The following is a 21840-nucleotide window of genomic DNA, read 5'->3' on the forward strand; positions in this document are numbered from 1 at the left end:
TGACAAACGCACCTATACCTTTCCCCCTTAATGGCGGTTTGCCGACTTCGTCACACTAGCGGTTTGAGCGGCTTTCTTTTGCCTACTTTTCTTTGCCGCGGCAAAGAAAAGTAGGTGCTGCCCCGCACAGGGGCAACGCTAATAGACCGACAAGAAAACAAGAAAATGCCAACCCCGCAATAAACCAAGAAAAAATGGCGACGCAAGCCCAAAAAAAGCAACATCGTCGCAACCGACGATGACCAAAGCGTCCGGATGAAAGAACATAAAAGCATCGGCAACGCATACGCCCTCTGAAACGGCGCAGCCAAAAACCCAACCATCGACAGGAAACAAAAAAATGCCGCTTGCTTTTTCGCGCTCCTGGAGCGATGAGGATATCGAACTATACCGCGACAACGTAGAAAAATTCGTCGACCGCGAGGTAAAGGAAGGCGACGAATCGGCCCGCAAGCGCGGCCACGTAGGCCATGAAATCTGGCGCAAGGCCGGCGCCCTCGGCCTGCTATGCGCCGACATACCAGAAGCTTACGGCGGCGCCGGCGGCGACTTCCGCCACGAAGCGGTATTCCTCGAAGAACTCGCCTCCCGCGCGCTAACGGGCATGAACACGGGCGTCCACAGCATCGTAGCCCACTACATCCTGAACCACGGCACGCCCGAACAAAAAGACCGCTACCTGCCGCGCATGGCGCGAGGCGAACTGGTAGGCGCGATTGCGATGACCGAGCCCGGCGCGGGCTCCGACCTGCAGGGCGTGCGCACACGCGCCGTGCGCGATGGCGACCACTATGTAATCGACGGTTCGAAAACCTTCATCACCAACGGCCTGCTGGCCGGCATCGTCCTCGTAGTCGCGAAGACCGATCCGTCCCAGGGCGCACGCGGCATGTCGATCCTGATCGTCGAGACCGAAAACTGCGCGGGTTTTCGCGTGGGCCGTCTGCTCGACAAGATCGGCATGAAGGCGCAGGACACGGCGGAGCTGTTTTTCGACGGCGTGCGCGTGCCCGCTTCGCGCCTGCTAGGCGGTGTAGAGGGGCAGGGCTTCATCCAGATGATGTCCGATCTGCCGTATGAGCGGCTCATCATCGGTGTGAATGCGCTCGCGGCAATGGAAGGCGCGTGGCAGGCAACGCTCGATTACGTGCGCGATCGCAAGGCCTTCGGCCGCGCGGTCGTCGAATTCCAGAACACGCGTTTCAAGCTCGCCGAAATGGCCACCGAAATCACCGTGGGCCGCGCCTTCATCGACCGCTGTGTGGAGCAGCTCGTGCAAGGCAAGCTCGATACGGCCACGGCTTCGATGGCCAAGCTCTGGGCGTCGGAGGCGCAGGGGCGCGTGCTCGACGAATGTCTTCAGCTCTTTGGCGGCTATGGCTACATGAACGAATACATGGTCGCGCGGATGTACACCGATGCGCGCATCCAGCGCATCTTCGGCGGCACCAACGAGATCATGAAGGAAGTCATTTCGCGCGCTTTCTGAGGCGCTTTTTGCAGGTCTTTTCCTTTCGCAACGCCCGCACCGCACACGCTCATGGTCATGCTCATCGACACGTCGCCCCGTTTGCGCGCGCCCGCCGAACAGGTTTCCCAGCCCTGGCAGGCGCTCGCGCAGTATCTCGCGTCGCACGGCCACGCGCTCGCGCTCGATCCCGCGCCCCGGCAATTCAGCGGCGGCCTCGCGAATCTCAACTATCTGCTCGATATCGATGGTCGCGAAGCCGTCCTGCGACGCCCGCCGATGGGCACGCTGCCGCCCGGCGCCTACGACATGGGCCGAGAATTCGGCATCCTGCAACGGCTCTCCGCGGGCTTCGATCTCGTGCCGCAAGGGATTCATCTCTGCGAGGACGCGTCGGTGATGGGCGCGCCGTTCCAGATCATCGAGTATCGGCGCGGTTTCGCGGTGGGCGCGCAGTTGCCCGAGTCGCTGTGCGGTGTCGCGGAGGTTGGCCAGCGCCTCGCCAATGCGCTGATCGGCGTGCTCGTGCGGCTGCATCGGGTCGATCCGGCGGCGCTCGGGCTGGATACGTTGGGTCGTCCCGAGGGGTTTCTCGCGCGCAGTGTTGCGGGCTGGCGCAAGCGTGCCCATCTCGCCACCCAGGGGACCGAGACGCCGCTCATCGAGGAACTGGGCGCGTGGCTGGAGCGGCATCTCGTGCCGGATGGTCCGGCCACACTGCTGCACAACGACATGAAGCTCGACAACATTCTGTTCGACGGCGATACGCTCGCGCCAACGGCGGTGCTCGACTGGGACCAGGGCACGCGCGGCGACGGACTGTTCGATCTCGCCACGACGCTCAGCTACTGGACCGAGCCCGACGATCCGCCCGCGCTGCACGCGCTGCGCCAGATGCCGACCGCGAACGGCGGCTTTCCCTCGCGCGAGTGGGCTGCACAGACCTACGCGCGGGCGATGGGCCGCGATCTCTCGGACTTCCGTTTCTATCGCGTGCTCGCGATGTACAAGCTCGCGGTGATCTTCTATCAATTACATGACCGCTACCGGCGCGGAGCGACCAACGATGCGCGCTATGCCGCGTTCGGCACGCTCGCGGATGGTTTGCTCGACGCCGCGCATCTCGTCGCGCTTGGGCGGCTGTTTTGACAGCGCGTGAAGCCTGCGTCGGCCCGCGCGCCGACACGCCGCTCACGCGCCACGCGCTCGCTTATCCATGCGGCGAGCCGCCCGCCGTGGGGCAAGCCCGCGAGGTCGCCGCGGGCGTGCTCTGGGTGCGCCTCGCGCTGCCGTTCTCGCCGCATCACATCAACATCTGGGCGCTGCGCGATGGCCCCGGCTGGGCCGTGATCGACTCTGGCTATCCCGATCTCGCGACGCGCGCGGCCTGGACGCATCTGCTGCGCCCGGCGGGACCGCTGGCGCCCGGCGTAATCACGCGGCTGATCGCAACGCACATGCATCAGGACCACATCGGCATGGCGAACTGGTTCGCGCGCGAACACGGCGTCGCGCTGTGGATGACGCAAGGAGAGCATGCGGCGTCGCTCGACGCGGCGCGCGAGGCGCAGGGCGCGGTGCCTGAGGCGCATCTGGACTTCTATCGCCGTGCAGGCTGGACGGAACGCGCGCTCGTGCAGCATGCAACGCGCTATCCACGCTCCGAGGTCGCCGCGATGCACGCCTTGCCGGCCGATTACGTGCGGATCGCCGAGGACGAGACGCTGCGCGTCGGCGCTGACGAATGGCGTGTCGTCGTCGGCTCGGGGCATTCGCCGGAGCATGCCTGCTTCCATTGCCCTGCGCGCGGTCTGTTTCTATCGGGCGATCAGGTGCTGCCGCGCATCTCGTCCAACGTCTCCGTCTGGCCCGGTGCGCCCGACGCGGACCCGCTCGGCGCCTGGCTAGCCTCGCTCGATCATCTTGCCCGCACGGTCCCCGACGACGTACTCGTGCTGCCCGCCCACAACGAGCCGTTTCGCGGCCTGCACGCGCGGCTGGACGATCTGCGCGGCAAACGCGAGCGTGCATTAGGCCGTCTGCGCGCGCTGCTCGGCGAGCCGAAGCGGGCCGTCGATGTGTTCGGCGCGCTGTTCGCGCGGCCGGTCGATAACGAGGCGGGGCTGCTGCGCATGGCGACGGGCGAGAGCCTCGCTTATCTGAACTATCTGCGCCATCGCGGCGAAATCGAATCCAGCACGGACGCGCAGGGCGTGGCGTGGTATCGCCGCGTCTGAGCGCGTTCGCTTCACCGACCAAGGAATGGAAACCATGAGCCAGGACGAACTCCTCTGCGACCGCAGCACGCCGGGCGTCGCGGTGCTGACCCTCAACCGGCCCGAGCGCCTCAATGCGCTGAGCCAGCCGGCCGTGCGCCATCTGTGCCGCGTACTCGATGAACTCGCAACCGATGCGGCCGTGCGCGTGGTGGTGCTGACCGGTGCGGGGCGCGGTTTCTGCGCGGGCTGGGATCTCACGAGCCCGTTGACCGCCGCCGACGATAGCCCGCTGCCCGACCCGCCCGGCGTGAGCGGCTACTACGCGGGGCAGGAAGTGTTCGCCGGCATGATCCGGCGCGTGCGCGCGCTCGACAAGGTGGTGATCGCCGCCATCAACGGCGCGGCCGTGGGCGCGGGCTTCGCGCTGGGCCTTGCCGCCGATATCCGCGTGGCGAGCCGCCAGGCGTCGTTCCATGTGGGCGCGGTGCGCATTGGCCTGACCGCGGGCGAGTGCGGCATCAGCTATCACCTGCCGCGCCTGATCGGCGCGAGCCGCGCGTTCGAGGTCATGCTGAGCGGACGGCCGATCGGCGCGGAAGAAGCCGAGCGCATCGGCCTCGTGAGCGCGGCCGTGGACGGCGACGCGCTGCTCGGGCATGCACTGGAAATCGCCGCAGGCGTACTGCGCAACAGCCCGTACGCCACGCAGCACACCAAGCGCGTGATGTGGGCGAACCTCGAAGCAGGTTCGCTCGACGAGGCGCTCGAACTGGAAAACCGCGCCCAGGTGCTGGCGCTCATGACCGAGGATTTCCGCGAAGCCTCGGCGGCGTTTGCGCAAAAGCGGGCACCGGTATTTACGGGACGTTGAACGCGGGACGCTGAAAACGCGAACCAGCGCGCAGCCGCAAACGTAATCGTCGTATTCGACGATTGCGCGAAGCGGGGGGCCTTTGCTACGGTCTTACGCAAACAAAGGTTGCTGCGCGCGAATTGCGAATAAGTCAGAGGAATAGCTCGAGCCGAAACGGGCGAAGCTGTTCCCCGCGCTCAACCATAACCATTCCCTGCGATCACGATGTCCGCACCGGCATCGTCAGGGACACAGCAGCCATGCTGCACGAGGCCCGATTCGGCGCACGAGCGCTAACACGGGTCGACAGGAGAGAGACGTGACTGCAACCCTCATCGATACCTTCAAGTGGTGGGCGATCGAACGCGCCAACGTGCCTGCCATCGTCGTATCTTCCGATAGCGTGACTTACGCCGAACTGGACCGCTGGGCCGAGGCGATCGCCGCATGGCTCGAGCAGCAGGGCCTGCAGCGTGGCGACCGGGTGGCCGTGATCGGCACCAACAGCCTCGAATGGGCCGTGCTGGCCCAGGGCGTCATGCTGGCGGGCGGGATACTCGCGCCCGTGAATCCGCGCTTCACCGTGAGCGAAGCGTCATATATGGTGGCCGAGCGCTACCAGGCGCGCTTCGTCTTTCACGATGCCGAGCGCGCCACGCTCGCGGCTGCCGTGGCGAAGGATCTGCCCGGCGCGATGGTGCACGGCTTCGAGACCGTGCGCGCACTGCGCGCCGAAGCTGGCAACCCGGCGCAGAATAGCGCGCCGCTGCGCGGCATCGGACCCGACGACGACGTGGTGATTATCTCGACCAGCGGTTCTACGGGGCGTCCCAAGGGCGTCGTGTATACGCACCGGACGCTGTGCGGCTACATGGGCGATACCTGCATGGCGCGCCCGGCCGCGATCGATCGCGCGCGCGTGCTGATGTTTGCACCGCTGTGCACGTCGGCGGGTTATGTGCAGTTGACCCAGTACCTGGCCTATGGCGGCACCGTTTACCTCGAAGAAGCCTTCGATCCTCAGGCGGCGATTACGAAGATCATCCGCGAGAAAATGACGACGGTGATGGGCACGCCTATTTTCTTCGAGCGTATGGCGGCTTGCGAGGAGTTCAAGGACGCGGATCTCACCAGCATCCGCTATAGCCTCGTGGGCGGTGCGCCGGTTTCGCGGCAGTTGCTGCAGGCGTGGCTCGATAAGGGGGTGTTGCTGCGGCAGCTTTATGGGCAGACTGAAGCCGGTGGGCAGGCGACGTTCAATAGCGATGAAGGCGCGCTCGCGAGTCCCGAGAAGTGCGGGCGCGGGTCGCCCTATACGCGGATCGCGATTATTGATGAGCTGGGGCGGTTTTGTCCGCCTGATACGCCGGGCGAGATCGTTATTCGTGGGCCCGGTGTCATGGCGCGATACTGGAATGATGCTGAGGCTACTTCCAAGGCGCTTGTTGATGGGTGGTTACGGACGGGCGATCTTGGGAAGGTGGATGCTGATGGCTCGCTGACCATGCTCGATCGCATCAAGGACATTATTATTTCTGGTGGGCTCAATATCTCGGCGGCTGAAGTCGAGCGCGTGATTGCCGAGGTGCCCGGCGTGCGGGAAGTCGCTGTTATTGCGGCGTGTGATGCGAAGTTTGGGGAGACGCCGCTTGCTGTTATTAGCGCTGACGCTTCGGTGGTGGTCGAGCAGGTTGTTGCTCACTGCAATATGCATTTGAGTGGGTTTAAGGTGCCCAGGTATGTGGTTATTGGCACTGATCCTCTGCCGCGGCTTGCTACCGGGAAGCTCGCTAAACCTGCTTTGCGTGTGCAGTATGCTAATGCGCATCAGACGCTTGAGCGGGTTCGGTAGGCGTTATTTTTTGTTGGCCTTTCCTTGTTTTCTTGTCGGTCTATTAGCGTCGCCCCTGTGCGGGGCGGCACCTACTTTTCTTTGCCGCGGCAAAGAAAAGTAGGCAAAAGAAAGCCGCTCACACCGCCAGTGTGACGAAGTCGGCAAACCGCCGTTGAGGGGGAATGGTATAGGAGCATCCGTTACTTCGCACCACAAAACTTGGTGACAAGGCCGTCATACATCCGGGGACGCTACGCGCCCCGTGGGGCATAATGGCAAACCGCAGGTTTGCCAGGGCTTGCGAAAATGCCTTTAGTACAGGGGTTTCCCTTGCAGACCCAACCGCTGCGCGCGTAGCGGGCAGCGGGATGAATGAGTCCTTTGTCACTTCGTTTTGTGGTGCGAGGTGGCAGACGCCCCTATACCTTTCCCCCTAAACGGCGGTTTGCCGACTTCGTCACACTAGCGGTTTGAGCGGCTTTCTTTTGCCTACTTTTCTTTGCCGCGGCAAAGAAAAGTAGGTGCTGCCCCGCACAGGGGCGACGCTAATAGACCGATAACAAAACAAGGAAATGCCAACACAGAAAAAAACCACAAAGCGAAAAAAAACACAACCGCGTAGCGAACACTTATCGCACAGACCACTCCACAGGCAGATTCAGAAGCGCAAGCGCAAATCCCATCCGATGCTGAAGCTGCGCCCCAGCCTGCAGCGAAAAGCGAGGAATCCGCTGAGTCCACACTTCAGCGAGCACGCGCAGCTCAGCCCTGGCGAGAAAATGCCCGAGACACAAATGCGCCCCGCTTGAAAAAGTCAGATGCTCGCGCTTCTCGCGGTCAATATCGAACCGATTGGGATCATCGTTCTTGCGTTCATCACGTCCAGCGATAGGCAGCAAGTTAAGCACCATATCGCCCTTACGAAACTGCACCCCAAAACGCTCATAATCCTGAAGAACAAGCCGAGGTGTGCTAATCACGCCAAAACACCGCAACCCTTCATCGACAAACTTGGGAATCAAAGCGGGATCGGCAGCAAGCCGCGCCTGCAAAGCGGGATCCTGCGCGAGATGCCGCCAGGTAAAAGCCGTGACATTGGCGACCGTATCCATGCCCCCCAGGAAGAGCAAAAAGCACATATTCTGAATCTCTTCCAGGCGAACAGGGCGCCCGTCAATCTCGACATTCAGCAGATGGCTGATAAGGTCATTCCCAGGCTGCTCACGCTTGAGCTCGATGAACTCGGTCATCAGGCCAATAATGCGCGCGCTCAGCGCATGCAACTCGGCAGCCACATTGGTTTTGAAAAAATCATCCGAGAGCGCGCGGAACTCGCGCAGCCTATCGAGCGGCATCCCCATCAGTTCCATGAAGATCGACACCGGAAACACCGACGCAACGTCATGCACGAAATCGCACCGCCCTTGCTCGATCACATCGTCGATGAGTCGATTGGCCCAATAGCGGATCTTCTCGTCCATCTCCTTGACCGCTTTCGCCGAGAAATACGGCATCAACGCCTGGCGATAAGGAATGTTGTGCGGCGGATCGAGGCTCAGCGGCAGGAATACCGGTGGCGGGTCGATGCGCGGGATCTGCTGCTCGGATGACGAAAAATGCTCCGGGTCGCGCACGATTTCGGCAATGGCGTCGTAGCGCGTCACGATCCAGTGGCCGCCGTTGTGGCGCGTGTAGAAGATGTCCGGCGCGTCGCGGTGCAACTTTTCATAGTCGCTGTGAACGTTCGCCGTAATGCGCGCGTCGCCGACGATGTCGAAGTCGTAAAGCAGCGCGGCAGGTACGTGGTCTGGCAATGGCACAAGTGGGGTCGTCACGGTGGAACTCCGGCTTCGAGTCAGGGCAGGTGGCCCGGGTGATGGCTTGCCGGAAGTGAAGGATGGCGGCCCCGGCAAGTGCTGGCTTGCAATTGCGTGTTCGGTTGCATGGTCTGTTGCGACTCGCATATTAATCTACAAAGTATAGATTTATAAGGTCGGGTAAGCCCGCAGACGCTATACCCAAGGCACGTGCGACAAGCAATCAGGACGGTATCGACCGGTTTAAACCTATTGACATTAGGTTTATCGAAGCATAACCTGCGTCCATATCGACGAAGCGGGTATGGCCGGCGTTGCCGCACCCGCAAGACCCCATCGCAGGCAAGGAGGATTGCGTGACCAACCAGAACGAAACGGCAGTCGAGCCGGCACCGCTCGGTCTGACCGAGAGCCAGTGGGAAGCGATTTGCGCGCTCAGGCCGCACAGCGAGGCCGAGGTCCCGACGCGCGAGGACAAGCGGCCCACCTCGATCTATCTGAGCGACGATCATTTCGACCTGGAAATCCAGCAGCTTTTCAAGCGCGTGCCCGTGGTGGTCGCGCCGTCGTGCTATCTGCCGGAGCCGGGCATGTCGTTGCCGGTCGACAGCTACGGCGTGCCGATGGTCGTCACGCGTGACAGCAAGGGCGAGATCCGCGCGTTCCTGAATGCGTGCCGTCATCGCGGTTCCAAGCTCGTGGAAGGCAACGAGCCGGTCAAAAGCGGGCGGCTCTCCTGTCCGTATCACGCGTGGACTTATGCGATGGACGGCAAGCTGATCGGTCTGCCGCGCGCGGAGACGTTCCCGTCGATCAAGAAGTGCGATATGGGTCTGGTGCCGTTGCAGGCCTATGAATCGGGCGGTCTGATCTGGGTCGGCATGGACCCGAAGCAGCAGCCCCCCATGCTCGAAGCCTCTGAGCAGTTGGGCGCCGATCTCGACGCCCTCGGCCTCAAGGACATGCACGTCTACGGGCGTCGTCAATACGATCTCAAGGCCAACTGGAAATTCGTGATGGAGCCGTTCCTGGAGGCCTATCACATCCAGCGTCTGCACGCGAATTCCATCGCCTCGATGTTCGTGGATGTGCCGAGCGTCTATCGCCGCATCGGCCATCACCAGTGCCAGACGTCGGGCAAGGCGAACTTCGATCCGGAGATCCTCAAGGGGCCGGTCGACAATCTGCACAAGTTCGTCACGCACGCCTATCTCGTGTTCCCGAATACGGTCGTCATCACGAGCCCGTATTACTTCAGCGTGATGATCCTGATGCCGCGCGCGAAGGACCGCACGATCGTCGAGTACTACATGCTCACGCGCGGTCCGGCGGAGTCGGCCAAGGCCGAGGATCTGTTCCGCCGTTCGTTCGAGCTGATCCATGAGGTGTTCGGCGGCGAGGACTTCCGCGCGGCCGAGTTGCAGCAGGCCGCGATGTGCGCGGGCGGCATCGACGAGGTCTATTTCGGCGGCATGGAGGAGATGATCGGGCCGTTCCATCGCTCGATCGAATCGTTCCTCGGCTAGCGCCGCATAGCGATAACGGCCAGGCGCGAGACAGCGCCCCGGACCATAAAAAAGTTGGAGACACACTGATGCGCGAATTCGATTACGTGATCGTGGGGGCGGGCGCGGCGGGCTGCGTGCTGGCGCACCGGCTGTCCGCGACGCCCGGCGTCACCGTTGCGCTGCTGGAAGCGGGCGGCAGCGACAAGCATCCGTTCGTCCAGATGCCCAAGGGACTCGCGAAGGTGATGGGCGACCCGAAGCGTACCTGGCAATATCGCGCGGACCCCGAAGCCGCCACCGCGTTCCAGCCCGAGGTTTGGGCGCGCGGCCGTTTGCTGGGCGGTTCGTCCAGCGTGAACGGCATGATGTATGTGCGCGGCCAGCCCGCCGATTTCGACGACCTCGCGCGCATCAGCAGCGACGACTGGTCGTGGAGTCATATCGGCGCGGCCTATCGCGCGCTCGAAGCGCACGAACTGGGCGAGGCGGGCACGCGCGGCGGCAGCGGCGCGCTGCGCCTCACGCTCGCCGACCGCCGCACGCCGCTCACCGAGGCCATGATCGCCGCTGGCGCGGCGATGGGCCTCGCGCGCAAGGAGGACGTCAACGATCCCGACAACGCACCGTGCGTGGGCTACGCCTCGCGCACGATCTGGCGCGGGCGGCGGCAGAGCGCCTCGACCGCGTTTCTCGATCCCGTGGCGCATCGTCCGAACCTCCAGGTGATCAGCGACGCAACGGTCGATCGCATCCGCTTCGAAGGCCGTCGCGCGGTCTCGCTCGACGTGCTGGCCGACGGCGAGCGCACGGCGTTTCGTGCGCGCAAGGAGATCATTCTCGCGGCGGGCGCGATGGCTTCGCCTGGCATCCTGCAACGCTCGGGTGTCGGGGCCGCGGCGCAACTCGCGCAACTGGGCATCGAGGTCGTGCACGACAGCCCGGAAGTAGGCCGCAATCTGCGCGAGCATCGCGGCATCATGCAGCAATGGCGCCTCAAGGTGCCGATGTCCGACAACAGCGAATACGCAGGCCTGCCGCTCTTGCGCAACATGCTGCGCTATTACACGTCGCGCTCGGGCGCGATGGCGTCGGCGGCCTACGAGGTGGGCATGTGGCTCAAGTCGGACCCGGCGGTGCCGCGTCCCGACATCCAGTTTCTCGTGGCGCCGTTCAGCTTCGATTATTCGACCCAGCGCACTGCACTCGAAAAGCAGCCGGGCATGGGTATCGTCGGCTATCCGCTGCGGCCCACGTCGAGTGGCGAAATCCACATTCGCAATCGCGATCCGAATGCGCTGCCCGAACTCAAGCCGAACTACCGCGTCACGTCCGAGGACCGCGCGCTGATGGTGCGCACTGTGCAGCTCGCGCGCGAGTTTGCGCGCCAGGGACCGTTGCGCGATTTCATCGAGACGGAGACGTTTCCGGGGCTTGCGTGCGAGAGCGATGAGGCCATCATCGAGGCCTACGACAAGTTCGGCACCTGCGGCTATCACGCGGTCGGTAGTTGCCGCATGGGCAACGACGAGGCGTCGGTGGTCGATCCCGCGTTGCGCGTGCGGGGCGTCGAGGCGCTGCGGGTGGTCGATACGTCGATCTTCCCGCAGATTCCCTCGGGCAACACCAACGCACCGACGATGGCGATGGCCTGGCGTGCCGCCGATCTCATCGAGCGCGACGCCGCGCACTGACAGGTTGCGTGCACAACAAGGAGACTCAATGTGAAAGGCCTGGGAGCGGACCGCGCGTATTGGGACGCGCTGGAAAACGGCATCGTGAAGATGCAGCAGTGCGCGGGCTGCGCGAAATGGAACTGGCCGGCGGTGTGGCGTTGCGGCGAATGCGGGTCGTGGGAGCATCACTGGCGCGAAGTCGAACCGAAAGGCCGCATCTTTAGCTGGACGCGCACGTGGCACGACTTTGGCGCGCCGGCCGAACTGGGCTTGCCGTTCGTGAGCGTGGTGGTCGAGCTGGACGGTGTGGGCGGCAAGCGGCTGATCGGCACACTAGCCAATCAGGATGCCGAAGTGAAAATCGGTCAGGCGGTGAAGGGCGAAGTGCATCGCGTGAGCTTCGAAGGCGAGTCGATCCCGGCGCTGCGCTGGCATCTTGTCGAGGATTCTGCGGACCCCACCACGCAATTCGGAAAAGGAGACCCACGATGAGCCGCACGCCGTTTTGCAACGGAGTTTCGGTGGCGGGGATCGGGCTGCGCCAGTACAAGCGAGGCGCAGCGCCCGAGCCGGAGCAGGGCGTGCTGGTGCGCGCGATCCATGACGCCTGCGAGGACGCGGGCTTCGCGCCTGAGGATATCGACGGCTTCGTCGCGTATGGCGACGACCACAACGAACCCGTGCGCCTGATGTCCGACCTCGGCACGCATGAGTTGCGTTTTAGCACTCAGGTCTGGGGCGGCGGCGGTGGCGGGATTGCTGCGGCCTTCGGCGTCGCTGCGGCGGCGATTGCGACCGGTCAGGCCGAGTCGGTCGTCGTATTCCGCGCGCTCGTGCAGGGCAATAGCGGGCGCATGTCGGCGGCAGTGATGCGCCACCATCTGAACGATCACGTGATCGGCGGCGGTCTGCTCGCGCCCGCGCAGATTTGCGCGTTGCGCGCCCAGCGTCTCTTCGAGCATCACAAGGTGCCGCTGAGTGTTGCCGAGGAGCTGGTGCGCGCCTCGTATTACCACGGCTCGCGCAATCCTGAGGCCACCGCGTTCGGCAAGGATCTCGATCTCGACGTCTACCGCAACGGCCGCCGCATCGCCGAGCCGTTTCGTCTGTTCGACTGCTCGCGCGAGAACGATGGCGCGGGCGCGCTGCTCCTCACTTCAACGGCGCGTGCGAAGGATTTGCGCAAGAAGCCTATCCGTCTGCTTGGCGTGGCCAATGGAGCGTCCAAAGGCTGGGGCGACCTGGCCGAAAACGATCTGGACTACGAATCGGCAGGCTTCAGGCCGATTGCCCGGCGGTTGTGGCGTGACACCGGCCTCACGCCCGCCGACGTGGACGTCGTGCAGCTTTACGAAAACTTCAGCGCACAGGGCGTGGCCTCGCTGATCGATCATGGTTTCTGCAACTTCGAGAACGTGGCCGAGGTGATCCGCTTCGACAACCTGATTGCGCCGCACGGCAAGCTGCCCGTCAACACCTCGGGCGGCAACTTCGCGCACGGCTTCGTGCATGGCATCGGCACGGCGATCGAATCCGTGCGCGTGCTGCGCGGCGAGTCGGCCAATCCGGTGCCGGACGCGAAGATCTGTCTGCTGGCGGGCGGACCGGGCGCGCCGACGGTCAGCTCGGCGCTGTTCGGCACCGAGGATCTATGAGGACCGTGCCGTCATGACAGTGAACGACTGCGAATCGAAGGGAGCAGGCATGGAAGCAGGGCATTGCGTGATCGTCGGTGGCGGGCATGCCGTCGCGCAACTGACGGCGAGCCTGAGGCAGGAGGGCTGGACGGGACCGATCACGCTGGTGAGCGCCGAGACCGTGCTCCCCTATCATCGGCCGCCGTTGTCGAAGGCCTTCCTGTGCGGCAACGATAGCGACGACACGCTGCTGATCCGCCCGCGCGAGTTCTACGAGAAGCAGGCGATCGACGTGCGTCTGGGCGTGCGGGCGCAAGCGATCGATCGCAATGCGCGGCGCCTGACGCTCGACGATGGCACGACGCTCGCGTGGGACAAGCTCGTGCTGGCCACGGGCGCGCAAGTGCGCCGCCTGAATGCGCCGGGTGAGTCGCTCGCGAATGTGTTCTATCTGCGCGAGATCGCCGATGTGCATGCGCTGCGCGCGGCCGTCGTGCCTGGCGCGCGGGCGGTGATCGTGGGCGGCGGTTATATCGGCCTGGAAGTGGCGGCTTCGCTGCGCAAGTCCGGGTTGGAGGTCACCGTGCTCGAAGCGCAGCCGCGCGTATTGCAGCGCGTGACGGCGCCCGAGGTTTCGGCGTTCTATACGCGCGTGCACGAGGAAGAGGGCGTGCGACTTTTAACGAACGTCGCCATCGAGGCGATCGAAGGTGAAGGCCGCGTGCGCAGTGTGCTGTTGCGCGACGGGCGCAGGCTCGACGCCGATCTCGTGATCGTCGGCGTAGGCGTACTGCCCGCGACGACGCTGGCCGAACAGGTAGGCCTGAAGGTCGATAACGGCATCGTCGTGAATGAGCAAGCGCGCACGAGCGACCCCGATATCTACGCGATCGGCGATTGCACGCGCCATTTCAATCCGCTCTACGCGCGCTGGCTGCGGCTCGAATCGGTGCAGAACGCCAACGATCAGGCGCGCACCGCCGCGCTCGCGCTGTGCGGCAAGCCCGAGCCTTATCGTGCGCTGCCCTGGTTCTGGTCCGATCAGTTCGATCTGAAGTTGCAGATCGCGGGTTTGTCGGAAGGCTTCGACGATGTGGTGATGCGCGGCGACCCGCGCCAGGGACGCAGCTTCGCGGCGTTCTATTACCGCGAGGGGCGTCTGATCGCCGTGGACGCGATCAACCGGCCCAAGGAATTCATGTTGAGCAAGCGCTTTCTGGCCAGTCAGCAGTCGGCCGATCCGCAGCGAATCGCAGATGAATCCATCGATATCAAAGATTGTTTTGTGTTGTGACAGGGGACGAACATGCCGTTGATTACTTTTATTTCTCACGATGGCGCAAGCATCGAGGTCGAGGCGCAGACCGGTGCGAGTCTGATGCAGGTGGCGGTGGCGAATGGCGTGACGGGCATCATCGGCGAGTGTGGTGGCGTATGTAGTTGTGCGACCTGCCATTGCTATATGGACGCGCCCTGGGCCGAAAAAGTCGACGGCCCCGATAACCAGGAGCGCAACATGCTCGACTGCGTGCTCGATCCCGAGCCGGTCAGCCGCCTGAGTTGCCAGGTGAAGGTGAGCGATGCGCTGGATGGCGCGGTGATCCGCCTGCCGGCTTCGCAATACTGACGCGCGGGAGGCCAGTCAACATGAATGCGACCACGCCCTTCGCTGCCCCCAACTTCACGACGCGTCTGGATGGACGCGTGGCGCTCGTCACAGGCGCATCGAGCGGCCTCGGCCGCCGCTTCGCCCAGGTGCTCGCGAGCGAGGGCGCGGCCGTCGCGCTGGCGGGCCGGCGGCTCGACCGGCTCGAAGCGCTCGCGGCTGAGATTCGCGCGACGGGCGGCCGCGCGCTGCCGCTCGAACTGGACGTGCGCGACGCGCAATCGTTGCCTGCCGCGCTCGCGCGCGTGGAGGCCGAGTTCGGTGTCGTCGATATTCTCGTCAACAACGCGGGCGTGGCCGAGGGACGTTTCGCGACGGACCACACGCTCGACGAAATCGATTCGATCATCGACACCAATTTTCGCGCGCCTTTCGTGCTGGCTTCGGCGGTGGCGCGTGGGCTGATCGCCGCGCGCAAGCCGGGGCGTATCGTCAACGTGGCGTCGGTGGGCGCGTACCACTACACGGCGAGCAGCGGCGCGGCGCTCTATTGCGCCAGCAAGTCGGCCGTGATCCGCATGACCGAGGCGCTGGCGATGGAGTGGGCGCGTCACGGCATCAACGTCAACGCGATCGCGCCCGGCGTGTTCCGCACCGAGATGACGGCGGAGCATCTTGAGACCCACGGCGACGCCGTGCTCGCACGCATGCCGCGCAAGCGCGCGGGCGAGCCCGAGCAACTCGACGGCACGCTGCTTTACCTCGTTTCGCCCGCTTCGGAATTCGTGACGGGCATTTGCGTGCGCGTCGACGACGCGCAGTTCCCTCGTTGATGCCGCGCCTCAGTTGACCTTGCGCTCGCGCGTAGCCCAATACGCTTCGCGCAGCGGCTGCTTGAGGATCTTGCCGCTCGGCGAGAGCGCGAGTTGATCGACGAACGTCACACTGCGCGGGCATTTGTAGCGCGCAATCAGCGTGCGGCAATGCGCGATCACGGCTTGTTCGTCGAGTGTTTCGCTCGCGCGCAACGCGATAACGGCATGCACGCGTTCGCCCCATTGATCGTCGGGCACGCCGATCACCGCGCATAACGCAACCTGCGGCAACTGCGCGACGGCGTTTTCGACTTCCGCTGAATAGACGTTCTCGCCGCCCGTCACGATCATGTCTTTCAGACGATCCACGACGTAGAGGAAGCCGTCCTCGTCGACATAGCCCGCGTCGCCTGTATGCAGCCAGCCGTCGCGCAGAACCTCGGCGGTGCGCTCGGGCTGGTTCCAGTAGCCCGCCATCGTCATGGGCCCGCGCGCGACGATCTCGCCGACTGCATGCGTCGGCGCGGTCGTGCCATCCGGGGCGACGATGCGCACCTCGGCGATCGGCACGGGCCGACCCGCCGCACGCAGACGCGCGGCCGGTTGCGCGGGATCGTGGCACCACGGCGGCAGAACCGCCACGACCGGCGACAACTCGGTCATGCCGTAGAGCTGGCAGAAGCGCGTGTGCGGCAGACGCGCGAGCGCGGCCTTGAGCAGCGTCTCGTCGATGGGCGCGGCGCCGTAGAGCACGAGTTCGAGGCTCGACAAATCGTGCGCGGCAAACTGCGGATCTTCGATCAGGCGCTTGAGCATGGTCGGCACGAGGAAGGTCTCGCTCGCGCGCTCGCGTTCGATCAGAGTCAGCACGGTGGTTTCATCGAACGCGGGCACGAGCACCTGTGTGCACAGACGCATCATCAGTTGCAGCGTGAGGCCGAGACCGCCCACGTGAAAGAGCGGCGCGAGGTTCAGGCCGATGGCGTCGTCGGGGCGCGGCGCCGCGAAATTGCTCGACAACTGGCTCACGTACAGGTTTGCGTGCGTGAGCATCACGCCCTTGGGGCGACCCGTGGTGCCGCCCGTGTACATGATGGCGGCGAGATCGTCGCCGCCGCGCAGGGCGTCTTTCAGGGGCGCGGCCGTGCTCATGCGCGCCTCGATATCGTCGATGCCTCGCGGCCGCGCATCGTGCTCGCTCGCGCCAAACCGCAGCACCGTTTCGAGCGACGAAGAGAGGGCGCGCAGTTCGCTCACGAGCGGCAGGAACGGATCATCGACGAGCAGGATGCGCGTGTCGCAATCGTCGAGCGAGGTGGCCATCTCGCGCGCACTCCAGCGCGCGTTGACGGGATTCACCACGCCGCCCGCCCACCACGTGGCGTACAGATACTCCACATAACGATCCGAATTGAAGCCGAGCATGGCAACGCGCTCGCCGTTTTCCACGCCGAGTTCGCGCAGCACGCTGGCAAGCCGCACCACGCGCGCGACGAACGCGGCGAAGCTTTGACGCCGCTCGCCGCAGATCAGCGCGGTGGCGTCGGGTTTCTGGAGCAGGGCTTTGTGCAGGGGTTGGGTGAGATGCATATCGGGACTCCGCTGGATGGGCGCTTGCCGCCCGTGCCGATGATCGGTCCCCGCGCGCCAGCGCTCAATCGTCGGATTCGACGATGTTGTGACCAGGGGCCGACGCCTATCATCAACTGCACTATGGCGTGCGTTGCTGATTGCAGTCGTGCGTCTGGCGAAATTGAAAAATCATAGGGAGAGCGATGTGTTCGCGGGCGAAAGCATTCAAGTGAAGCCGATCGGCGATGGCCTCGTCGAGCTGAGTTTTCATCGGCCGGCCGAGACGATCAACAAGCTCGATCAGCGCACCCTCGACGAGTTTCGCGAGGCGAGCGCGATGATTGCGCGCGACGCGTCGGTGCGCGGCGTGCTCGTCACGAGCGCGAAGGACGTGTTTATCGTCGGCGCGGATATCGGCGAATTCAGCGCGCTGTTCCAGCGTCCCGCCGAGACGATCGCCGCGCACGTTCGGCGCAACAACGACGCGCTTGTCGCGTTCGAGGATCTCGCGGTGCCCACGGTGGCCGCGATCAATGGCTTCGCGCTGGGGGGCGGGCTCGAGCTGGCCCTGGCGTGCTCGCTGCGCGTGATGTCGACGAGTGCGCGCGTTGGCCTGCCCGAAGTCAGTTTGGGGCTTTTTCCTGGGCTCGGTGGCACGGTGCGGCTTGGACGCATCGCGGGGGCGCGCGTGGCCGTGGACTGGATTCGCACGGGCAAGCCCGCTGGCGCGGAGCAAGCGCGGGAAGCGGGCGTGGTCGATGGCGTGGCGGACCCCGCAGCCTTGCGCGACGCCGCGCTGGATCTGTTGCGCCGCGCGGCGGCGGGCGAGATCGACTGGCGCGCCGCGCAGCAGCGTAAACGCGATGCGATGGCGAGCGATGCGCTCGATGCATTCGATGCCGCGCTGGAGCAGGTGAGCGCCACCGCCTCGGCGCATCAGCCGGCCGCGTTGCGCGCCGCGCAGACGATGCGGCAAGGCGCGACGCTCACGCGTGACGCCGCGCTCGACCGCGAGGCGCGTGCTTTCGCCGAGGTCGCTAAAACGCAGGCTGCCTCGGCCCTCGTGCAGACGTTCATGAGCCAGCAGGCGCTCAAGAAGACCTTCAAGGCCTACGCCGCCAAGGCGCGCCCGGTGACGCGCGCGGCCGTGCTGGGCGCGGGCATCATGGGCGGCGGCATCGCCTATGCGAGCGCGCTGCGCGGCACGCCGCTGCGTCTGAAGGATATCGCGCAGGGCCAGCTCGATCTGGGCATGGGCGAGGCGCAGCGCCAGCTCGCGCGGCAGGTCAAGGCGGGTCGCCTTGCGCAGGACAAGGCCGATGCGGTGCTCGCGTCGATCACGCCGCAACTCGATTACACGGGCTTCGATGAAAGCGATCTCGTCATCGAGGCCGTCGTTGAGAACCTCGCCGTCAAGCGCAAGGTGCTCGTGGAGCTGGAGCAGCAGGTGCGCCCCGACGCGGTGATCGCGTCAAACACATCGAGCCTGCGTATCGACGATATTGCGACGCCGCTCGCGCGTCCCGAGAACTTCGTCGGGATGCACTTCTTCAATCCGGTGCCGGTGATGCCGCTCGTCGAGGTGATTCGCGGCGAACGCACAAGCGAAGCCGCCGTCGCATCCGCAGTGGGCTATGCGGTGGCGATGGGCAAGACGCCGATCGTCGTCAAGGACTGCCCGGGTTTTCTCGTCAATCGCATTCTCACGCCTTATATTCTTGCGTTCGTCGACCTGGTTGCCGAAGGCGTGGACTTCGAGCGCATCGACCGCGCGATGGAAGCGTTCGGCTGGCCGATGGGGCCCGCGTATCTCCAGGACGTCGTGGGCATGGACGTGGGCAGTCATGTGGTCGATGTGATTTCGGCGGGCTATCCCGAGCGCATGCGCCCTGACGATCGCAGCGCGCTGCGCCTGATGGTGGCGAACGGCCGCTACGGCCAGAAATCCGGTGCGGGTTTCTATCGCTATGAAAAGGATGAAGCGGGCAAGCTGCGCAAGCAGGTCGCGCCCGAGGCGCACGCGCTGCTCGCCCAGCAACGGGCCGCCTCGACGCGCATGATCGCGGATGCGGAAATCGTCGAACGCCTGATGTTGCCGATGATCGGCGAGGCCATTCACGCGCTGGCAGAAGGCGTGGTCGCCACCCCGGCGGAGCTCGATACGGCGCTGCTGCTGGGCCTGGGCTTCCCGGCGCATGTGGGCGGCGCGCTGAAGTACGCGGACTGGCTCGGGCTCGATGCGCTGCTCGCGCGCTTCGCGCACTATGCGCCGCTTGGCGAGGCGTATCGCGCCCCTGCGCTGCTGCGCGAGATGGCCGCGGCGCAACGGCTTTTCTATCCGGCGTAATTTCGCCGAAGCCAACCCGAACAGGCACGACATGACTGCATCACCGATTCTTTTCGAACGCGATGGCGACGTCGCAATCATCACGCTCAACGAGACCGCCAGGCTCAACGCGCTGAGCCTCGATCTGCAACACGCATTGCGCGTGCGTCTGGCGCAGATTCGCGACGACCGCTCGATTCGCGCGCTGCTGCTCACGGGTGCGGGCAAGGCGTTCAGCGTGGGCGCGGACCTCTCGACCGAAGGGCCGATGTCGCCGGGCACGCCGGGCCTCGGCCAGCGCACCGCCGATCTCATGCACGAGTTGTCCAACCGCATCGTGACCGACCTGCGCGCGTTGCCGGTGCCGGTGGTGGTCGCGCTCAATGGCGCGGCGGCGGGCGCGGGCGTGGGCATCGCGCTGGCGGCCGATATCGTCGTGGCGGCGCGCTCGGCGTACTTCTATCTGCCCTTCGTGCCGAAGCTGGGCTTGTTGCCGGACCTGGGCGCGACGTGGTTTCTCACGCGCCTGCTGGGCCGCGCGCGCGCGACTGCGCTGACCTTGCTGGGCGAGCGCCTGCCGGCGGCGACGGCGGCCGAGTGGGGGCTGATCTGGTCGTGCGTGGACGACGAGCGGTTGCGCGAGGACGCGCTCGCGCTCGCGCGACGCGTGGCGCGTCTGCCCGCAGCGCGGGCGCTCGAAGCGCGCCGCGCGTTCGATGCGGGTTTCGCCAATACGCTGGACGAGCAGTTGGACTATGAGACTTCACGCCAGCGCGAACTGCTTGAGCAGCCGGAATTCGCCGAGGGAGTGAGTGCGTTTCTGGAGCGGCGCGAGCCCGTGTTTGGCTCGCGTTGACGGTTCTCGTTGAACGCAGAGGGGCAGGCGCCCCTCATTTACGCGTCACGCGTCTTGTGCGCTGTCCGCCTCGGACACGGTGACGGCTTCGCCTTCGCTGCCACCTTCAGTCGCCTTGCGCGGCTTGCGGGCCGCGGTCTTGCGCGCGGGCTTTTTCTTCGCGGGGGCGTTCTTGCCGGTTGCATCCGTCGTATAGGCCGCGAAGCCGTCGATAAAGCGCCTTATCGTTTCGATGAAGAGCGCTTCGTCGTCGAGCGTGTTGGTGCGCATCGCCTCGGCCAGATGCGGGTAGCGGGCGTGATCGAACTGCGGCATCGGCTCGACGGCGCGCGCCCGGCAGGCCGCATCGAACAGCGCCGAGCCGAACGTCAGCTTTTCCAGCCCCTCGACGAAAATCATGTGCTGGTCGGGCGGCAGCGGATAGTCGCGAATCCAGTGGTCGTAGCTGCCCAGCAGCAAATGGCGCGGAAAGAACTGCAACAGCAGCGGCGCCGCGTTCGGATGCTGAAGGATGGAGCGGCGCGTCGCCACGCTCAGCGCGATCATGCGGTCGCGCCAGTCGCCTTCCGTTTCTGGCGGGATCTGCACATCGAGCAGCAGGAGTCTCGCCACCTCCGCGAGCAATGCGGTCTTGCTCTTGAAGTGGTAGTAGAGCGACGGCGCCTTGATGCCGATCCGATTCGCGACGAGTTCGAGACTGAACGCATCCAGCCCGCGAACGTCGATGACCCCGAGCGCGGCACGCGCGGCGCGTTCGGTCGAAATGATTGGCTTGGTCGGTCGTCCCACAAAAACTCCGCTTGATAGATAAAAGGGTCGCTTCCGGCGCGGCGCGCCCCGTGCGTAAGTGTGCCCGCCGCGGGCGCGCGTGCCAAGGGGCGGCGGCGTGTGCCGTCGCCCGCCGGACGGTTAAAGCGTCGCGACTGGCGCAGCCTTCTGCGCGGCCCGTGCCGCGGCAAAGGCCGGACGCGCGCAAAGCCGATCGCGGTAGGCCACTACGGCTGGCGGAAACTCGTTTTCCAGACCGAGGGCGCCGGCCAGCATCAGCGCATAGGCGACGCTGATATCGGCGCTCGTGAAGCGGCCGTCCGCCAGGTATTCGCGCTGCGCAAGCGCGCGATCGAGCACGGCGAGCTTGTCGATGAACTGCGCGCGGCAGTCGGCCGCCGCGCCCGGCTGGCGCTGCTCCGGCGGCAAGCGATGGGCGAAGCGGAACAGCGCCGCGAGCGGCACGGTCAGCGAGGCTTCGCCGAAATGCAGCCAGTTGAGCCAGTTGCCGTGCTCCGGGTGGCCCGGCGGCACCGCGAACGCACTGCCTGCCTCGCCAGCCGCGAGGTATTCGAGAATCGCGCCCGACTCGAACAGCGTGGTCTCGCCGTCCACGAGGCAGGGCACGGTGCCGGCCGGGTTGAGCGCCAGAAACTTCGGGGCGGTCTCCTTCGGCGGATAATCTAATTTTATAAGATTGTATTGTCTGCCCATTTCTTCGAGCAACCAAAGGCAGCGAAACGACCGTGCATCCTTGCAATGATAGAGATTAAGCATGTGTCTCCTCCCTGTTTGACGGGCCCTGTCGGGGTAAATACGCACTGCGATTTTATCTAATAGAATAAGATAATCGTTGTGAGGCGTCAAACGCCCGCGCGGCCCGGCCGC

The 21840-nt window shown here is 64.9% G+C and carries 18 protein-coding genes; 14 read left to right on the forward strand and 4 right to left on the reverse strand.

Going from position 1 to position 21840, the window contains the following annotated elements; genetic code table 11:
* The first annotated feature begins 340 nt into the window (after nucleotides 1-340).
* From U5782_RS17060 to U5782_RS17080, 5 genes are all read left to right on the forward strand, one after another.
* A complete protein-coding gene (locus U5782_RS17060; RefSeq protein ID WP_322045036.1) occupies nucleotides 341-1489 on the forward strand; it encodes an acyl-CoA dehydrogenase family protein in 1149 nt (382 codons plus the stop codon).
* A gap of 51 nt (nucleotides 1490-1540) precedes the next feature.
* Nucleotides 1541-2617 carry a phosphotransferase family protein gene (locus tag U5782_RS17065; RefSeq protein WP_322045037.1) on the forward strand — a complete coding sequence of 359 codons (1077 nt, stop codon included), beginning with the start codon at nucleotides 1541-1543 and terminating at the stop codon, nucleotides 2615-2617.
* Nucleotides 2614-3705 carry an MBL fold metallo-hydrolase gene (locus U5782_RS17070; protein ID WP_322045038.1) on the forward strand — a complete coding sequence of 364 codons (1092 nt, stop codon included), beginning with the start codon at nucleotides 2614-2616 and terminating at the stop codon, nucleotides 3703-3705. Before U5782_RS17065 ends, U5782_RS17070 begins: the two co-directional genes overlap by 4 nt.
* Before the next feature lie 34 nt (nucleotides 3706-3739).
* Complete coding sequence (locus tag U5782_RS17075) at nucleotides 3740-4558, forward strand: enoyl-CoA hydratase/isomerase family protein (protein ID WP_322045039.1); 819 nt, start codon at nucleotides 3740-3742, stop codon at nucleotides 4556-4558.
* 301 nt (nucleotides 4559-4859) lie between these two features.
* A complete protein-coding gene (locus U5782_RS17080; protein WP_322045040.1) occupies nucleotides 4860-6392 on the forward strand; it encodes a class I adenylate-forming enzyme family protein in 1533 nt (510 codons plus the stop codon).
* Between the two features lie 611 nt (nucleotides 6393-7003).
* Here the strand turns inward: U5782_RS17080 and U5782_RS17085 are convergent.
* On the reverse strand, nucleotides 7004-8209 hold the full coding sequence (locus U5782_RS17085) for a cytochrome P450 (RefSeq protein WP_322045041.1): 1206 nt from the start codon (nucleotides 8207-8209) through the stop codon (nucleotides 7004-7006).
* Between the two features lie 338 nt (nucleotides 8210-8547).
* On the opposite strand from U5782_RS17085, the gene U5782_RS17090 reads away from it, so the two are divergent.
* The 7 genes from U5782_RS17090 to U5782_RS17120 all read left to right on the forward strand — a co-directional run bounded on the left by U5782_RS17090 (nucleotide 8548) and on the right by U5782_RS17120 (nucleotide 15448).
* Nucleotides 8548-9717 carry an aromatic ring-hydroxylating dioxygenase subunit alpha gene (locus U5782_RS17090; RefSeq protein WP_322045042.1) on the forward strand — a complete coding sequence of 390 codons (1170 nt, stop codon included), beginning with the start codon at nucleotides 8548-8550 and terminating at the stop codon, nucleotides 9715-9717.
* A 68-nt stretch (nucleotides 9718-9785) separates the two neighbouring features.
* Nucleotides 9786-11390, forward strand: coding sequence for a GMC family oxidoreductase (locus U5782_RS17095; RefSeq protein ID WP_322045043.1), 1605 nt, complete (start codon nucleotides 9786-9788; stop codon nucleotides 11388-11390).
* Between the two features lie 30 nt (nucleotides 11391-11420).
* Nucleotides 11421-11864 carry a Zn-ribbon domain-containing OB-fold protein gene (locus U5782_RS17100; RefSeq protein WP_322045044.1) on the forward strand — a complete coding sequence of 148 codons (444 nt, stop codon included), beginning with the start codon at nucleotides 11421-11423 and terminating at the stop codon, nucleotides 11862-11864.
* A complete protein-coding gene (locus U5782_RS17105; protein ID WP_322045045.1) occupies nucleotides 11861-13027 on the forward strand; it encodes a thiolase C-terminal domain-containing protein in 1167 nt (388 codons plus the stop codon). The genes U5782_RS17100 and U5782_RS17105 overlap by 4 nt, the downstream gene beginning before the upstream one ends.
* Nucleotides 13028-13040: 13 nt before the next feature.
* Complete coding sequence (locus tag U5782_RS17110; protein WP_322045046.1) at nucleotides 13041-14303, forward strand: NAD(P)/FAD-dependent oxidoreductase; 1263 nt, start codon at nucleotides 13041-13043, stop codon at nucleotides 14301-14303.
* Between the two features lie 12 nt (nucleotides 14304-14315).
* Nucleotides 14316-14636, forward strand: a complete 321-nt coding sequence (locus U5782_RS17115) for a 2Fe-2S iron-sulfur cluster-binding protein (protein ID WP_322045047.1) — start codon at nucleotides 14316-14318, stop codon at nucleotides 14634-14636.
* Between the two features lie 20 nt (nucleotides 14637-14656).
* The gene (locus tag U5782_RS17120) at nucleotides 14657-15448 is read left to right on the forward strand and encodes an SDR family NAD(P)-dependent oxidoreductase (RefSeq protein WP_322045048.1); all 792 of its coding nucleotides are present in this window, start codon (nucleotides 14657-14659) and stop codon (nucleotides 15446-15448) included.
* A gap of 9 nt (nucleotides 15449-15457) precedes the next feature.
* Here U5782_RS17120 and U5782_RS17125 read toward each other — a convergent pair whose 3' ends face one another.
* On the reverse strand, nucleotides 15458-17020 hold the full coding sequence (locus tag U5782_RS17125) for a long-chain fatty acid--CoA ligase (RefSeq protein ID WP_322045049.1): 1563 nt from the start codon (nucleotides 17018-17020) through the stop codon (nucleotides 15458-15460).
* Nucleotides 17021-17183: 163 nt separating this feature from the next.
* Between U5782_RS17125 and fadB the strand changes: the two genes are divergently transcribed.
* Complete coding sequence (gene fadB / locus U5782_RS17130) at nucleotides 17184-19349, forward strand: fatty acid oxidation complex subunit alpha FadB (protein ID WP_322045050.1); 2166 nt, start codon at nucleotides 17184-17186, stop codon at nucleotides 19347-19349.
* A 31-nt stretch (nucleotides 19350-19380) separates the two neighbouring features.
* Nucleotides 19381-20184, forward strand: coding sequence for an enoyl-CoA hydratase-related protein (locus U5782_RS17135; protein ID WP_322045051.1), 804 nt, complete (start codon nucleotides 19381-19383; stop codon nucleotides 20182-20184).
* Nucleotides 20185-20229: 45 nt separating this feature from the next.
* On the opposite strand, the gene U5782_RS17140 is transcribed toward U5782_RS17135, so the two are convergent.
* Nucleotides 20230-20973: a helix-turn-helix domain-containing protein gene (locus U5782_RS17140; RefSeq protein ID WP_322045052.1), complete on the reverse strand. Its 744-nt coding sequence runs from the start codon at nucleotides 20971-20973 to the stop codon at nucleotides 20230-20232.
* A 120-nt stretch (nucleotides 20974-21093) separates the two neighbouring features.
* The gene (locus U5782_RS17145; protein ID WP_322045053.1) at nucleotides 21094-21729 is read right to left on the reverse strand and encodes a glutathione S-transferase family protein; all 636 of its coding nucleotides are present in this window, start codon (nucleotides 21727-21729) and stop codon (nucleotides 21094-21096) included.
* Nucleotides 21730-21840: the final 111 nt, after the last annotated feature.

It is taken from the genome of Paraburkholderia sp. J67, from assembly GCF_905220265.1.
Taxonomy (GTDB): Bacteria; Pseudomonadota; Gammaproteobacteria; order Burkholderiales; family Burkholderiaceae; genus Paraburkholderia.

Bases quoted from the DNA above. Each gene is read 5' to 3' on its own strand.
- U5782_RS17115 (WP_322045047.1), top strand. From the start codon at position 14,316: ATGCCGTTGATTACTTTTATTTCTCACGATGGCGCAAGCATCGAGGTC.
- U5782_RS17145 (WP_322045053.1), bottom strand. From the start codon at position 21,729: ATGCTTAATCTCTATCATTGCAAGGATGCACGGTCGTTTCGCTGCCTT.
- U5782_RS17110 (WP_322045046.1), top strand. From the start codon at position 13,041: ATGACAGTGAACGACTGCGAATCGAAGGGAGCAGGCATGGAAGCAGGG.
- U5782_RS17060 (WP_322045036.1), top strand. From the start codon at position 341: ATGCCGCTTGCTTTTTCGCGCTCCTGGAGCGATGAGGATATCGAACTA.
- U5782_RS17120 (WP_322045048.1), top strand. From the start codon at position 14,657: ATGAATGCGACCACGCCCTTCGCTGCCCCCAACTTCACGACGCGTCTG.
- U5782_RS17135 (WP_322045051.1), top strand. From the start codon at position 19,381: ATGACTGCATCACCGATTCTTTTCGAACGCGATGGCGACGTCGCAATC.
- U5782_RS17065 (WP_322045037.1), top strand. From the start codon at position 1,541: ATGGTCATGCTCATCGACACGTCGCCCCGTTTGCGCGCGCCCGCCGAA.
- U5782_RS17105 (WP_322045045.1), top strand. From the start codon at position 11,861: ATGAGCCGCACGCCGTTTTGCAACGGAGTTTCGGTGGCGGGGATCGGG.
- U5782_RS17125 (WP_322045049.1), bottom strand. From the start codon at position 17,020: ATGCATCTCACCCAACCCCTGCACAAAGCCCTGCTCCAGAAACCCGAC.
- U5782_RS17075 (WP_322045039.1), top strand. From the start codon at position 3,740: ATGAGCCAGGACGAACTCCTCTGCGACCGCAGCACGCCGGGCGTCGCG.
- U5782_RS17095 (WP_322045043.1), top strand. From the start codon at position 9,786: ATGCGCGAATTCGATTACGTGATCGTGGGGGCGGGCGCGGCGGGCTGC.